The sequence below is a fragment of the Fibrella musci genome (genome assembly GCF_041321105.1).
Classification (GTDB): Bacteria; Bacteroidota; Bacteroidia; order Cytophagales; family Spirosomataceae; genus Fibrella; species Fibrella musci.
The window spans coordinates 176785-191856 of the sequence record NZ_JBGGWD010000006.1; the positions used below are offsets into that span (position 1 = coordinate 176785).

General features: G+C 57.6%; 13 protein-coding genes. 5 read left to right on the top strand and 8 right to left on the bottom strand.

Annotation, left to right across the window (positions count from 1 at the left end; genetic code table 11):
- Nucleotides 1-78: 78 nt before the first annotated feature.
- Together ACAW74_RS20150 and ACAW74_RS20155 are read right to left on the bottom strand one after the other, a co-directional pair.
- Nucleotides 79-2742, bottom strand: coding sequence for an ABC transporter permease (locus ACAW74_RS20150; RefSeq protein WP_370700028.1), 2664 nt, complete (start codon nt 2740-2742; stop codon nt 79-81).
- Between the two features lie 8 nt (nt 2743-2750).
- Nucleotides 2751-3089, bottom strand: a complete 339-nt coding sequence (locus ACAW74_RS20155; RefSeq protein WP_370700029.1) for a PadR family transcriptional regulator — start codon at nt 3087-3089, stop codon at nt 2751-2753.
- 323 nt (nt 3090-3412) lie between these two features.
- Here ACAW74_RS20155 and ACAW74_RS20160 point away from each other — a divergent pair, with 323 nt between their 5' ends.
- A complete protein-coding gene (locus ACAW74_RS20160; protein ID WP_370700030.1) occupies nt 3413-4303 on the top strand; it encodes an NAD-dependent epimerase/dehydratase family protein in 891 nt (296 codons plus the stop codon).
- A gap of 199 nt (nt 4304-4502) precedes the next feature.
- Here ACAW74_RS20160 and ACAW74_RS20165 read toward each other — a convergent pair whose 3' ends face one another.
- The 6 genes from ACAW74_RS20165 to ACAW74_RS20190 all read right to left on the bottom strand — a co-directional run bounded on the left by ACAW74_RS20165 (nt 4503) and on the right by ACAW74_RS20190 (nt 11690).
- The gene (locus ACAW74_RS20165) at nt 4503-5294 is read right to left on the bottom strand and encodes an SDR family NAD(P)-dependent oxidoreductase (RefSeq protein ID WP_370700031.1); all 792 of its coding nucleotides are present in this window, start codon (nt 5292-5294) and stop codon (nt 4503-4505) included.
- 46 nt (nt 5295-5340) lie between these two features.
- A complete protein-coding gene (locus ACAW74_RS20170; RefSeq protein WP_370700032.1) occupies nt 5341-6090 on the bottom strand; it encodes a YqjF family protein in 750 nt (249 codons plus the stop codon).
- A 120-nt stretch (nt 6091-6210) separates the two neighbouring features.
- Nucleotides 6211-7908 (bottom strand): PQQ-dependent sugar dehydrogenase, encoded by a 1698-nt coding sequence (locus ACAW74_RS20175; protein WP_370700033.1) that lies wholly within the window; start codon nt 7906-7908, stop codon nt 6211-6213.
- 62 nt (nt 7909-7970) lie between these two features.
- Nucleotides 7971-10151 (bottom strand): glycoside hydrolase family 20 zincin-like fold domain-containing protein, encoded by a 2181-nt coding sequence (locus tag ACAW74_RS20180; protein ID WP_370700034.1) that lies wholly within the window; start codon nt 10149-10151, stop codon nt 7971-7973.
- Entirely contained in the window at nt 10148-10957 is an 810-nt protein-coding gene (locus ACAW74_RS20185) for a polysaccharide deacetylase family protein (protein WP_370700035.1), read from the bottom strand. The genes ACAW74_RS20180 and ACAW74_RS20185 overlap by 4 nt, the downstream gene beginning before the upstream one ends.
- Before the next feature lie 37 nt (nt 10958-10994).
- Nucleotides 10995-11690 (bottom strand): 3-keto-disaccharide hydrolase, encoded by a 696-nt coding sequence (locus tag ACAW74_RS20190; RefSeq protein ID WP_370700036.1) that lies wholly within the window; start codon nt 11688-11690, stop codon nt 10995-10997.
- Between the two features lie 266 nt (nt 11691-11956).
- Here ACAW74_RS20190 and ACAW74_RS20195 point away from each other — a divergent pair, with 266 nt between their 5' ends.
- From ACAW74_RS20195 to ACAW74_RS20210, 4 genes are read left to right on the top strand one after another with little or no spacing between them, the layout of a single operon-like run.
- Nucleotides 11957-12487, top strand: a complete 531-nt coding sequence (locus ACAW74_RS20195) for an RNA polymerase sigma factor (RefSeq protein WP_370700391.1) — start codon at nt 11957-11959, stop codon at nt 12485-12487.
- Nucleotides 12471-13322, top strand: coding sequence for a zf-HC2 domain-containing protein (locus ACAW74_RS20200; RefSeq protein WP_370700037.1), 852 nt, complete (start codon nt 12471-12473; stop codon nt 13320-13322). Before ACAW74_RS20195 ends, ACAW74_RS20200 begins: the two co-directional genes overlap by 17 nt.
- A gap of 48 nt (nt 13323-13370) precedes the next feature.
- A complete protein-coding gene (locus ACAW74_RS20205) occupies nt 13371-14237 on the top strand; it encodes a DUF4097 family beta strand repeat-containing protein (protein WP_370700038.1) in 867 nt (288 codons plus the stop codon).
- A gap of 5 nt (nt 14238-14242) precedes the next feature.
- Nucleotides 14243-15064: a DUF4097 family beta strand repeat-containing protein gene (locus ACAW74_RS20210; protein ID WP_370700039.1), complete on the top strand. Its 822-nt coding sequence runs from the start codon at nt 14243-14245 to the stop codon at nt 15062-15064.
- Nucleotides 15065-15072: the final 8 nt, after the last annotated feature.

The window sequence follows — 15072 nt, forward strand, 5'->3', positions numbered from 1 at the left end:
TCCCTCAATGGACAAAGGGCCTGCCCCGCAGTACCCTACGGAACAGGCCCTTTTCGGCAGTGTATGGCGTGGCGAATCTTACTCGCGCCGCAGGTTGGTGACCGGATTCATCAGGGCCGACCGGATGCTCTGGAAGCTGACCGTCGCGAAGGCAATCAGGATGGCCAGACCACCCGCCACGATAAATGTCCAGGCGCTGATGTCGACGCGGTAGGGGTAGTTTTCCAGCCACCGACTGACGGCATACCAGGCCGCCGGAAAAGCGAAAACGAGCGAGAGCACTACCAGCTTCAGGAAGTCGGAAGAGAGCAGTTGAACGATGCTGCCCACCGACGCGCCCAGCACCTTACGGATGCCGATTTCTTTGGTGCGCCGCTCGGCCGAGAGCGTGGCCAGCCCGAACAGGCCGATGCACGAGATGAAGATGGTCAGCACGGCGCCAAACAGCATAATCTGCTTCCATTTCATCTCCGATTCGTAGCGTTTCACGTTCTCTTCATCCATGAACGTATAAGTGTAGTGATTGATCGGGAACAGTCGCTTGAACGTCCGTTCGATATGGTGCAGACTGGCTGTCGTCGTACCGGGCCGAATCTTGATCAGCGCCTGCCCATATTCGTTGCCGGGCTTCATGGTGAACAGTTGCGGGGGAATCTTCTGATTCAGGCCATTGAAATGGTGATCGCGCACCACGCCGACAACGGTGTAGCGCTCGCCGGGATTGTACCAGAAATCGACCAGCTGACCAATGGGATTTTTCCAGCCCGCTTTTTTCACGAACGTTTCGTTGACTAGTACCGACTGCGTGGAGTCGGCCGGGAAAGCGGGCGAGAAATTCCGACCCTTGAGTACCGGCACGTGCAGCAGCGGCAGGTACGCCGGGTCGACGGTTTCGTAGGCGAAATTTACCTCGGTGGTGCCGTTGGCCTTGGCGATGGTCATCCACTGCCCGCCGTTTTTGGGAGCCATGTCGATGATGTTCGGGTTTTTCAGCAATTCCTGTTTGAACAGGGCCACTTCGCGGCGGGTCAGGTTTGATTTGCCAACTCGCACAAGGCCGGTGTCGTCGTAGCCTAAATCTTTGTTAATCATGTAGTTGAACTGCGATTGGCTGATGAGCGTGGCTACGATGAGAAACGAGGCCAGCGAAAATTGCAGCACCACCAGCCCCCGTTGCAGGTAATTGCGGCCCGCCAGCCGGAAGCGGTTGTAGAGCGTCTGCACCGGGCTGAAATTCGACAACACCAGCGCCGGATAGAGGCCCGCCAGAAAGCCCGTAGCCAGCAACAGCCCCACGTACCCAAGCACCAGACTGGCATCGAACAGGTACGTGAGCGACAGCGCTTTGTTGGCCAGTTGGTTGAACGTGGGCAAAACCAGCAGCACCAGCAGCAACGCCAGCCCAAACGCCACCGCGCACAGCAGAAACGACTCGCCCATAAACTGAACGATCAGCTGGGTACGTCCGCCCCCCACGACTTTTCGGACGCCGATTTCCTTGGCTCGTTTGAGCGACCGGGCCACGGTCAGGTTCACGAAGTTGATGCAGGCGATGAGCAGGATAAAGAGCGCAATGCCCGTCAGGATGTACGAAAAGTTCGGGTTGCTCTGGTCAACCAGTCCGTTCTGAGCGGGCAGTTCGGTGCTCAGGTGCATGGCCGTGTAAGGCTGTACTGTGTAAGTGACCTTTTCGTTGAAGCCATACTTCTCGGCCATCAGCTTGATGGCCGGCTTGGCATCGGCCTGAAAAATCTGGTTCATCTTGGCCTCCACCGCCCGCAGGTTGGCCCCCGGACTGAGCACGACGAAGGTGTTGAGAAAGAAACTGAACCAGTTCTCGTTGTTGGCGAGCTCATTGGCCGGGATCACCAACGGCATAAGCACCTCAAACTTGATCGATGAGTTCTGCGGACAGTCCTGCGCGACGCCCGTTACCGTGTAGGATTCGAAGAAGGGTTTCGCACCGTCGGTATTTTTGAAGGCCAGTATCTTGCCCAGCGCATCGGTGGTGCCAAACTGCTTTTGGGCCATTTTCGCCGAGATCACCACCGATTTGGGTTGCGTGAGGGCGGTGGCTGGGTTGCCGCTCAGCAGCGGGAAGGTAAAAATGCTGAAGAAGCTGGCATCAGCCGTAAACACCTCCTGACTCACCACGTCGTTACCCTGTTTCATGTCGCGGTGGTTGGTCTGCAACCGCGTAAACGACCGGATTTCGGGCACGCCCGCGCCGAATTTGGCTCCCTGAAAATAGCCCGTATTGGAGTTCTGACGCGTTTGCCGACTGCTGGGGTCGAACTCGTGACTGACGATGCGGTAGAGGTTGGGGCCGTTGGCGTGGAAGCGATCGTAGCTGACCTCGTCTTTTGTATAGAGCATGATCAGCATGGCGGCGGCCAGCCCAATGCTCAGGCCCACGACGTTGATAATAGAATAGGCCTTGTTGTGGGCCAACGTACGCAGGGCGATGGTTAGGTAGTTACGAAACATACTGCCAGCGAATAAGGAGGGTGATGGGTACTGGACGTCGGTGGGTTGGCGACGCAGGAAAAACGGCGTGAGGTGACGCAGCACGGAGATGGTAAACTCGCGGCGGGCTTTGGCGAGACCTACCTGCGCCCGGCGGCGGTGAAATACCTCGTGCAGATCGCCCTGTACGTCTTCGAGCAGGTGCGGCGCGCAGCACCATTCGAGCAGGCGGTCGGGCAGGCGCGGCGGTTGCGGATCGGTGGAAAAAGAGTTCATGACGATCGTTAGCCAAGAATAAGTTGGAGCTTGGTGGGCGGAATGGCCTGCCAGAGCCGGTCGCGCACGGCCTGAATGTCCTGCAAGGCCCGCACGGCGGTCGGCGTGAGCGCGAAAAACCGTTTCCGCCGACCACCGCGCTCGGCCGTAGCCCCGCCCAGCACCGACGACAGATAGCCTTTCTCTTCGAGCCGATAGAGCGTGGTGTGTACGGCACTCATAGTGATGGCGCGGCCGGTTTGCTGCTGCACATCTTCCCACACGTTGACGCCGTAAGCATCGGTGGGGCAGGCCGCCACCACCAGCAAAACGACTTCTTCAAATTCTCCCAGAAAGGCCCGTCGCATACCAGATTAAGGAATGAATTGATTAGTTGTAATTCTGTAAAACAAACCCAATGCCAAAGCCGAAAAATGGCCTTTTTGAGTTGTTTTGGCGGTTGGCTAGGTACGTTGCCTGTCCGAAAGTGGACAGCATTTGTCCGGCAGTAGGGGCTGATTTGCGCTCAGATGGGTAGCCGGGCCAAGCTAGCTGCGGGGCTACTCATGTTTGCTGTTCGTGCTAACGTGGTTGATCGCTATATCCAGCCAACCAGTTCAAACACGCTGCCCGGCAACAGAATCACCGGCAGCGTGTTTACCTTGAGGGGGCAATAAGTCCTTTAACCAACATGCGACTACTTTTTACAGGCGGATCGGGCAAAGCGGGCAAGCACGTCATTCCCTATCTGCTCGAACAGGGCCACCAAGTGCTGAACATCGACCTGACGCCGCTCAACCATCCTGGTGTCGATAACCTGATCGCCGACATTACCGATTCGGGGCAGATCTTCAACGCCATGACGTCATACACCAGTCTGGCCGAGCTGGAACCCGGCCACGGCGTCCCCAAGTTTGATGCGGTCGTGCATTTCGCGGCCATACCCCGCATCCTGATCAAACCGGACAATGAAACGTTCCGGGTCAACGCCGTGGGTACGTATAATGTGATCGAAGCGGCGGTCAAGCTCGGTATTCGGAAGATTATTATCGCTTCGTCGGAGACGACCTACGGCATCTGTTTCTCGGATGGCCCGACCGACCCCAAATCCCTGCCGCTGGACGAAGACTACGACGTTGACCCGATGGATAGCTACGGCTTATCGAAGGTGGTCAACGAAAAAACGGCCCGCGCCTTCCAGCGCCGGTCGGGCTTTGATATTTACGCTCTCAGGATCGGCAATGTGATCGAACCGCACGAATACGCCGAGCTGTTCCCGTATTATTTCGAGCACCCGGAAGTGCGCCGCCGGAATGCGTTCTGCTACATCGATGCGCGTGACCTGGGGCAGATTGTGGACTTGTGTTTGCAAAAAGACGGGCTGGGCTATCAGGTGTTCAATGCGGGTAACGACCACAATGGGGCCATTATCCCCACCAAAGAACTGGCCGAACGGTTCTTCCCCGGTGTGCCCATTACGCGCGAACTGGGCGAGCACGAGGCCTTATTCTCGAACCGCAAAATCCGCGATGTGCTCGGTTTCAAGGAGCAACATAACTGGCGGAAATATGTGAACGGTTAACGGTTTTAAGGTGCGGGGTAGAGTTGTGGGGGTAGTGCCGTGCCTTTCACCCCACCCCGGCCTTCCCCTTGCCGAGGGGAGGGAGATTGGCAAGCCGAACTCATCGGGAATAAGCATACCTCCAACGTGAATTGGGCTGATAACATTAACACTGAAGACCCCCTCCCCTTATTTCAAGGGGAGGGTTGGGGTGGGGTCCCTACTGCGCGACCCAGCCGCCATCGACGGAGAAGCAGGCGCCGGTGACGTAACTGGACGCCCGACTGGCCAGATACAGCGCCATGCCGCTGATCTCGTGGAGTTCGCCCCAGCGCCCCAGCGGAATTTTGGCGACGAACGCCTGGTACTTTTCGGGGTCGTCCAGCAGCGGGAGGTTGATCTCGGTTGCAAACGGGCCGGGCAAGATGGCGTTGACCGTAATGCCTTCTTTGGCTACTTCCAGGGCCAGTGCGCGGGTCAGTTGCAGAATCGCTCCTTTGCTGGTGGCGTAGGGGGTCCGGTCGGGCATGGCCGTCAGCGCCAGCATCGAGCCCATGTTGATGATCCGGCCGTAACCGTGTTCTTTCATCACCGGCACCACCGCGCGGCAGGCCAGCCAAGTGCCCGTTACGTTCACCTGCTGCACCTTGGTGAAGTCATCGAGCGACAGCGTCTCGATAGCCCCCCGGATGTTGATACCCGCCGAGTTGACCAGTATATCAATCTTGCCAAACCGGTCGACAGCCCGGGCCACAGCGTTGCTGACGCTTTGTTCGTCTGTCACATCGCAAACCGTGCTTATACACTCGATGCCGTAGCGCGACCGGAGCGTTTCCTCCGCCTGCTGGTTGGTGGCTTCATCGCGGGAGGCAATGACAATGTTGGCTCCGGCTTCGGCCAGCCCCTGCGCCACAGCCAGCCCAAGGCCCCGGTTACCACCCGTTACCAGTGCCGTTTGACCGTGCAGCCGGAAGAGTGCCAAAATGCTGTGTTCTGCTGAAGATTGGTTCATAGATAAAAAGGTAGAATCGGGTCGGTTAGTTGATCAGGTACGTTGTTCAACGGGTTAGGCCTTGCCGGATGGTGGCCCCTGATTGAATGGCTACGGCAGAACCATCGGCCAGGAAAACGGATTGGGGCGGCCCGTCGAAAAAGGGGGCGAACTGCGGGCCGTAGAGTGTGGCCACATCGCAGCGCACCGAGAAGTCATGCACGGGGTAGATGAGCCAGCTGGGGTGCACCACCTCATACTCCGACGTGCGCCCCCCCGAACCCGTCAGCGACGACCGTTTGGTATAGCCCCAGTAATGCTCGGTGATGAACTCCTCATTGCTACCCGGCGCGAGCGGATGCCCGGTCCGGTCGGCCTGCACGCGGATATGATTCCAGTTGGGGCCCACTTTCCATTCGTAGCTGATCGTCTGCCGGTCGCCGTCGGTTTGCCAACTGTGGCGCATGGGGTGAGTGGCGTAGGGTTCTCCGTAGAGCGTGTTGGCCACCAGCGTAATCGCCAGCTTGGGAACAAGCTCTTTCACGAATACCACGCCCCGTTTCCAGCCGGTGTCGGTTCGGCGGCGCACGCAAAAACGCAGGTTAAACTCTTCGAACTCACGGTGAAACGGCACGGCGACTTTTCCCAGCATCTTCACGTTCTGGAAATAAAAACCAACCAGGCTGCCGTAGCAAACCCCGTTGAACTCGTCGAGTTCGGTGCCGTAGGGAATAAAGGGTTCGAGCACCCGGCGGTCGATGGCGTAGTTGGCAAAAATAAGGTTGCGCCATTCGGCGGTCAGGAACGTGAAGGCCATACAGGCTAGCGGTGGATGCTGTTTGGGAGTTAACCGTTTGTAGACCGCCTTTGTCAGCCGATGGAGGCGCAAACTGGTAAATTCTTTACCCTTAGCCAGCGGAGCCGTGGCGAGCCGGGTCTAGCGGACGAGTTTATACATCATCCCGTCGGACTTGGTCAGTACATACAGCTCGCCCTGCGCATCCTGTCCAATCCTGAAATCGACTTTGTTGACGTTGGTCAACGCTTTCAGGGTCGTCGGCTTACCGTCGAGGGAGAGGGCCAGCTCGTGAATGGTGGCCTGTTTTCCTTCACTGATCTCGCTGAGGTTTATATAGAAAACGCGCCCCCTCACCACTTCACCAAAGACGTATTTGCCTTTTAAGGCCGGTACCTGACTCCCTATGTACGCGAAACCGCCCATAATGGCGTTGCCTTCGTCGTGATCGAATTGCGCCACCGGGTATGAATAGCCGTATTTCGCGTCGTCGGTTGGCAAGCGGGACACGACATTGATGTTGGTCATCGACTCAATGGCGAAGGTGCCTTCGCGGTCGGGCCAGCCGTAGTTTTTGCCCCGCTTGACCCAATACAGCGACTCTAACTGCCGCTGACCAATGTTGGAAACGAGCATCTTTCCGTCTTTCGTCCACGAAATCCGATTTGGGTTTCGGAAGCCGCTCGCATACACTTCATCCAGGCCGTCCTTGCCGACAAACGGGTTTGTTGGCGGAATGCCATATTGCCCGTTGCGGCTGTTGCGGCCGGTGGGGTCTATGCGCAGCACTTTGCCCCAGACGTGGTTTTTATCACGGGGAATAAACGGGTAGCCCTGCTCAACCGCACCGCCGTCGCCAATACCGATGTACAGCAGGCCATAATCCGCATCGGTTGGCCGGGCGTAGGGATTGAAGGCGATTTCCTGCATCCCGTGGATTGGACTGACCACGTTTACCCGAAGCACCTCCCGCCGTTTGCCCGTCAGGACCCGGGCCGCGGGTTTATCGGCCGTCCATTCGTCGATCACCCATTGCAGTTTGACGGGAATGCTATCGGCATAGGCGAAATCGGCTTTGGCGGCGTTGTTCGGCTCGGTATGGGTAGTGTAGAAAAGGCCATTCCTGGCAAAGTCGGGGTGAAACGCGAAACTGCCGAGCCCCGTCGCCAACCCCGGTTCATTGACGAAGTTGGGGAACTGCACGGTTGCATCGAAATACACATCTGCTTGATACCGGTTTGGGTCCTGGCTATTCAGGATATAGAGTTGGCCCTGTAAATCGGCAACCAGCGTCTCTTTCGTAATCGGGTGAACCCCCACTTTATTGACACGGGTAAGCGGGTCTGTTTTTCGGGTGGCCGGAAACTGAATGATCTTTTCCAGCTTCAGCACAACACCCGACTGGCTGATTGCCGGGACAACCGGGTTTTCGACGGCATTTTTTTGCGCCGAATTGCTGGCCGACGGGGCGGGTTGTTTGAGAATATAGGCGACTAGCTGATCGATTTCCCGCTGCTCCAGATGGTTGAAATTGGGCATGACCGTGCGGAACTTCCGGAACTTATCATACGCCCGCGCCACGCGGCTGTCGATCATGGCTTTGGGGCTTTTGATGAATTGGTCCAGATACTGCGGATCAACGACGCCTTTTAAGCCACCCAACTGAGGACCAATGCCGTCCTGTTTAAAATTATGGCAACTGGCGCAGTTGGCTTCAAATAGCTTTTCGCCATTCGCTACGGTTTGTGCAAACGATGGCTCAGCCTGTAGCGCCAGAATCAACAAAAAACCAATCAGCCTGACGGCAGAAACTAGCGTAGACGACGTAACGTAATTCATAAAGTAAAGACCACGATTGTCTAAATGAACAGCAATAAATAAAGGTGCTATCTTGGTAGTTGTTAAGGTGCCGATCGGGCCTGCTTCGCCAGCTCGACATCGGCGGCAACGGCGGGGCGAAGCAGCGCCCAGTGAAATCGAAGCTGATCGTTCTGCGCCGGGGTACGTCCCTTTTGCTCGCTCAGGTGCACCAGCGGCATGTCGTTATACAGCGGGCGGGTGATCGCGACGACCTCGTCCCAGTAGCGCAGCGCCTGTTCCAGCTGTCGCACTGCCGCCGTTTTCTGCGCCTCGTTGCCGCCGGTGCGGTACGTGTGCAAGGCCACGGCACCACGCAGCTTGGCCGCCAGATGCAGGCCCAGGTTCGCCCAGGTACGTACGTCGGCCACCTCGTAGGTAAGCGACCGATTGCCCGCTGTCCGAATTGGCGCGACCAGCGCCAGGGCTTTGCGGCAATCGGCTTCGAGCTGATCGGCCAGTTGCAGGGGCGTGACCTGCGTTGGCTTGAACGACGTACCGGCTGCTACGCCAGCCACATAATCGCGCACCGACACGTAATTCGGATCGAGCGTGGGCTGGGTGATGTGCTGGTTGACGGAGATATATGAGACATTTTTGGCCGAATCGTGGGCCATCATGCCTTCGCTGTACAGCGAAAAATCCCAGGTAAAGTCAAAAGCCGAGGCCAGCCGGAGCGGGGTCGACGAGGCCAGCGCGTAGGCCGTTAGCAGCGGTTCGGCGCTTTTTCCGTACCGCCGCACAAACTCGTTGCGGAACACCGCGTCGGGCGTATTGGGGTTGTAGAGCAACCGGCCCCAGAGTTGGTAAAACAGCCATTGCCGCTCGAAGGCGTAGCGCCAGTCGACGGGGCTGCCGGATTTGGTGAAGTAATCTTCCGCCGGGATGTATGTTTCCGAGCCCAGCATATAGCCACCCATGTACGCCTGATTATTGGTGGCGATGTGCGCCCGCACGAAGTCGGGTACGCCCCAGCGCAGGCAGAAAAAATCTTCGTTGCGGGCCGTCCAGGTGATTTTGTAGGCCGACGGCGTAGGCTGGAAATAGGTGTCGTAGAGCTTGCCACCGTGCACTTTCACCAGCGTAGGCGTCGAGTGGGCGTGCGACCAGTTGTATTTGAGATCAGCCCAGACCGGTCCGTCGATAAAGTCGAGTTGCCCTTCGCGTTCCAGCGAGCGGCGGGTGAGTTTTTCCGTCTCCACGCTCGTGATGCCCAGCGAGCCGGTGGTGCTCGAGAAGGGGATACGATGAATCAGTTTGGTTTTCCGGCCCGATAGCCGCATCCCCTCGATGATGGTGGCCGTCATCCAGTCTTCGCGTTGTTGCGGGGTCATGCCGCCCATGCCTTCGCCCAGCGTCAGCCCGAAGCCGGTGAGTTCGGGGTATTCCTGCAACACCTGCGTGACGCATTCGCGCGTGTAGCGCTTCACGATCGCCGACGTGTCGCCATCCACAAAATGCTTGTGGTCGAGGTTGTTCAGCCGGGGGTTGACGTTGTAGGCGGTCGAGAATTCGGGGCTGGTAAAGATGTTAAACGGAATCAGGTACGTCTCGATGCCCCGCTCAGCCGCCATGCGGAAGATAGACCGGAAAAGCGTTTGCCATTCGCGCATTTCGGCATCGGAAAACGGCGTGGCTTTCGGGAAATTGGTCGGCCGGATCATAAACGGATACGGATGCAGGTTCCAGAGGCTCAGCACGTTGAAGCGGTTGGTCGCCATCATGTCCAGAAAAGCCCGCCAATAGAGTGTATCGCGGCAGGTGGCATAATGTAGGTCGAGGGCGGTGCTGTGCCGGTACGTATCCCAGGGTAGGTCAAATTTGATAGCCCGGAAGGGGAGATGCGGCCGTTCGTTGCGGGCGGTCAGTTGTTGCAAGGGTGTGCCCTGTTGTACCGCTTCGGCCACGGCCAGGCTGCCATAGATGAGCCCCCGCGCATCGCCGCCTGTAATGGTCAGTTGGTTATCCTGCCGCGTAATGGTATAGGCTTCGCTGCCGAGTTGACGATCGTAGGCTGCCAGCCGGATGGTCTGTGCGGGCTGCTTTGCCGACGTACCGACCACGTACCCGCGCCCTGTCAAGGCGTCGGTCAGGCGTTGGGCGGCGTATCGGCTTTGGGGCGAGGGGGCATCGAGTCGAAGGGCCACCCGTTGGGCGAGCCGTTGGGCCAGGACCGTTCCGGCCACCAGCCACAGACCCACCAGTACCGTCAGTTTGCTGGTCATTTTCTGGTTGTTTGCCCCGCAGCACTCGCCTGATTCGCGTGTTGCAGCACGTTGAGGAACGGTGCCGTCCAAACGGTCGCTTCGTTCTGTTTCAGGTACGTCAGCAGCTTGTTGTGTTCGGCCAGATCGACGTTGAGCGAATGCCCACCGCCGACGCCATGAAACAGAAATACGACCCACGTACCCGTCGCCTGCGCCTTTTTCACCAGCTCGATCATTTGCTCGGCCGACTGCCCGCTGATGACGTAAGAGCCCACGTTGGCCCGGTTTAACGTACCTACGCTGATGTGCTCGCCCGCCACGCCGCGCGCGCCTACAAACGCGTCTTTGACCGAATCGTAGTAATCGACGCCCTCCACCTTGGTATCGCCGCAGGGATAGGCAAAGGTGCGGTTCTTCTGCCCGTCGAGGGTGTATAGTAAGGCATTGGTGAGCCGGATTTCATCCGTCATGCGCTTGAGCGTGTATTTGCTCAGGTCGTAGTTGGGGTTGACCCACGAGCGGCCCGGCCCGCTGCCGTCGCAGGGGTGAAACATCGTGTGGTTACCCAGTTCATGGCCGGTTTTAGCCACAGCCCGCCAGCGGTCGAGGTTGTTGGTAAAACCCGGAAAGATACCCGACAGATAAAACGTTGCCCGCAGGTTCAGGGCGTCGAGCGCCGGCATGGCTTTGTCGAGGTGTTCCTGAATGGCGTCGTCGTAGGTGAGCGATACGGCGCATTGTTTGCCGTTCCAGATTGGCCGGTTTTGGGCGAGTAGCGACGTACCTGCAAACAGCAGCGTAATGACGATGAATAACTTGTGCATCAGGTTGTTGATTAGTGATGAGAACGCATGCTGCCGTTTACAACGAACGTACCCGGATATTCTTGAACCACACTTGCTGACCGTGGTGCTGAATCATGATCAGCCCGTTGGTCGACTTGCCGAACTTGGGGTTCTCTTTGTATTTGCTCTGCTCGATCCGCCGGTTCAGGTCATCGGAGTTGATGTCGTACGACACCACCTTGCGGCCATTGAGCCAGTGCTCCACGTGGTTGTTGTTCACGATCAGCCGCGCCTGATTATACTGGCCTACGGGTTTCAACTGCTTGTTGGTTGGGATAATCAGGTCGTAGAGCGAACCGGCCGACCGGATGGGCGCTTTGTCGTTGAAGTCGATGTCGTCGAGCAATTGCATCTCGAAGTTGTCGAGCCAGTTGGGGCTGTTTCCGTTACCCGATTCGCTCACGGCGTCTTCCACGACGTAATAAAAAATGCCGCTGTTACCCGCCTTCGAGACTTTCCAGTCGAAGGTTAGCTCGAAATTTTTGTAGGGCTGCTTCGTCACCAGATCGATGTTGGGTACGTTGGGAATCGCCATCAGCGCGCCATCGTCAACGCGCCAGGCACTGCTGGGGAAGGTGGTCATTTTGTACCCCCGCAACGCCTCGGTCGATTTTCCGTCGAACAGGTACGTCCAGCCCTTTTTCGACTGAGCGGTGATGGGAGCGCTCAACAGCGTAAGCAGGGCGATGAGGTAAAGCGGTAACGATTTCATACGATAAACAAGATAGGGCGAGTGATCCCAATTGGGCTGGCTATAGGGAAATTTTAAAAGGGGCCATTTATACTTTACATGGGTGTTGTTTTGTGGGAATCAGGGTGGAAAAGATTTGGCAGCCACGGGGAATTTCACCCCCCCGAAAAAATAAATCGAAAATTTTTCACCGTTTCTGTAACCTCGCGCTGGATCGCCGGTTTCCACGTCAACTTCCTAAAACACGGCTTGCTACACACTTGGATTCGCTGACGGACAACGCACTCATGCTCAAGGTAAAGGCGGGCGATCTGGCCAGGATGGGGCTGCTCTTCGAGCGGTATCATCGGGAGCTGTTCGGATTCCTTTACCACATGAGCCACAACCCCGACGCCAGCGACGATATGGTTCAAACGGTGTTTTACCGGATGCTCAAATACCGCCACACGTTTACGGGCGACGGCTCGTTTCGCAGCTGGATGTATCACCTGGCTCGCAACGTGCTGATCGATACGGCGCAGCAGCAAAAACGGTCGGCGCAGCACCACGACCTGGCCGCCTATGCCGACCGCATCGGGGGCGGGCCGCTGGCCGACGAGTCGCTGCAACGGGAGCAGGAGGTGGCGTTGCTCCAGGAAGCGCTGGGGCGGCTGAGTCCCGATCACCGCGAAGTGCTGGTACTAAGCCGCTACCAGGAGTTGACATACCAGGAGATTGCCCGGATTCTGGATACCACCGAAGGAGCCGTGAAAGTGCGGGTCCACCGAGCGCTGAATGCCTTAAAAACGACGTACCTGAACAGTGAACACCAACGATAAACACATAGCCTGCCAAACCACGCAACGCCAGCTGCCCGACTGGCTGAGCGGCGAACTTCCGGCTCCTGACCGGGTCTCGTTCGACGCCCACGTGGCCAACTGCCCCGACTGCCAGCAGGAGGTGGCGGCCCTGCAACAGATCTGGCAGCAGTTGGGCAACCGGGCCAGCGTGACGGTGCCCGAACCCGGCCCGCAGGTACGTACCCAGTTTTACGCCATGCTCGAGCAGTTCGAAGCCGAGCAGCCAACCGCGCCGTCGGGTACGTTGGCGAGGCTGAAAAGCTGGTGGCGGCAACAAACGGCGGTGGTCTGGTTGCCACGGCTCGCCTACAGCCTGCTGCTGGTGAGTGTGGGCATCCTGACGGGCTACTGGTTTCAGGGGCGGCAGCGACCCGATGTGGCCTACCGGCAGCAGATCGACACGCTCTCGGCGCAGGTGCAGGAGATGCGCCAGATGATGATGCTCTCGTTGCTCGAAAACCCCTCGGCGACCGAGCGGCTGCGGGCGGTGAGCTATACGAAAGAAATCAACGAAGTCGACGGGCATGTGATCGATGCCCTGCTGATGACGTTGAACAACGACCCCAACGTGAACGTGCGGCTGGTGACACTCGAAGCGTTGGCCGATCTGGCCCACGACCCGCGCGTGCGGGAAGGGCTGGTGCAGTCGCTGACCAAGCAGGAGTCGCCGCTGGTGCAGGTTGCGCTGGCCGACGTGATGGTGAAGTTGCAGGAGAAACGCTCGCTGAAGCCCATGCGTCAGCTCCTTCAGCAACCCAACACCAACGACCTGGTCAAAAGCAAGCTGGAACAGACGATTAAAGAATTGTCGTAAAACCCCACCCGCAGCGGGTGGGGTCTACAACCCAAACCAATTACTTCCATGAAACACTTTATTTTCCCCGTTTTGGCGGGGGTGGTACTGTCTTGTACCCATTCGGTAGCGCAATCGACCGAACACAACGAGCACATCAGCCGTCAGTTTACGCCGACGGGCAGCGCATCGGCCAGCGTACTGGTCATCTACAACATTCAGGGCTTCGTGCACGTCGCCGGTACGTCGGGCAACACGGTTGGTTTCGAGGTCGACAAGAAGCTGACGGCCAAAGACCCCAAGGTGCTGGAAGCGGGCAAACAGGAGTTCAAGCTCCAGTTTGAACAACGAGGCGACACCATCATGGCCTACATCGCCGAGCCGTTCGATTCGCGACCCAATCGCAACAACTGGCAGCACCGTAACGAACGCCGCATCGAGTATAATTTCAATCTCGACTTCACGGTGACGGTGCCGGCGGCCATGAATGTACAGGTATCGACGGTCAACAAGGGCGATGTGAGCGTGCGCGACGTAGCGGGTCGGCTGAAAGTCACCAATGTTAACGGGGGTATTACGCTCAACAATGTGCGGGGGGCCACCAACGCCCACACCATCAACGGCAACCTGATCGCTGATTACCTCGCCAGCCCGCCCGAAGGGTCGTCGTACTACACACTCAACGGTGATATCAAGGTGAGCTACCCGGCCAACCTGGCGGCCGACCTGCAATTCAAGACGTTTCAGGGCCACTTCAATACTGATTTTCCCGAGGTGGAAATCCTGCCCGCCCGGGTCACCAAGACGCAGGAGAACCGGGGCGACAAAACGGTCTATAAACTGGATAAAACGACCGCCATCCGCATTGGGGGCGGCGGCAACAACCTCCGGTTCGAGACATTCAACGGTAACGTGTACATTAAAAAACAATCCTGAATATCATGAATAACCTACTGACAATCATTGCTTTTCTGTTGCTTTCGGCGGCGGTGCCCGTCTTCGCGCAGAGCGATACGAAAGAACAACTTGTCGTTTCGATGAGTGATCCAAATAAGCCCGGCTTCATTGAGGTGTCGTCGATCAACGGGTTCATTCATGTGGTTGGCTATTCGGGCAAAGACGTGGTCGTTGAGGCCGCAGCCCGGAATCGGGCTAACCGAAACGAAAACCAAACGAATACGGGCGGTATGCGGCGCATCAACACGGGTAACGCGCTTGATATTTCGGCGGAAGAAGCGAATAACCGCGTTCGGATCGATCCTAACAGTCACCGGCATGCGGTCGACCTGACGATTAAGGTGCCGCAGCGGAGTTCACTGAAACTGCACACGATCAATAACGGCGACATTACGGTAGACAACGTAACGGGCGAGTTGGAAATCAACAACGTGAACGGATCGATCACACTCACCAACATTGCCGGTTCGGTGGTGGCGCAGACGGTCAATGGGCAGTTGAAGACCACGTTTCGGGAGGTGAACAGCAACACACCTATGGCGTTTTCAACGCTCAATGGCAACGTCGACGTAACCTTCCCGGCCTCGGTCAAAGCCACTGTCAAACTAAAGTCGGACCGGGGTGAGATCTTCACCGACTTCGACATTGACGTGGAGAAAAGCCAGCCCAAAACCGCGCGCTCCAGCCAGAACGGCATGCAGCGCGTCACGATTGAGGATTGGGTCAACGGAAAGATCAACAACGGCGGTCCCGAGGTGATGATGAAAAACATGAACGGCAACATCTACGTCCGTAAAGCGAAATAGGCGCGGGG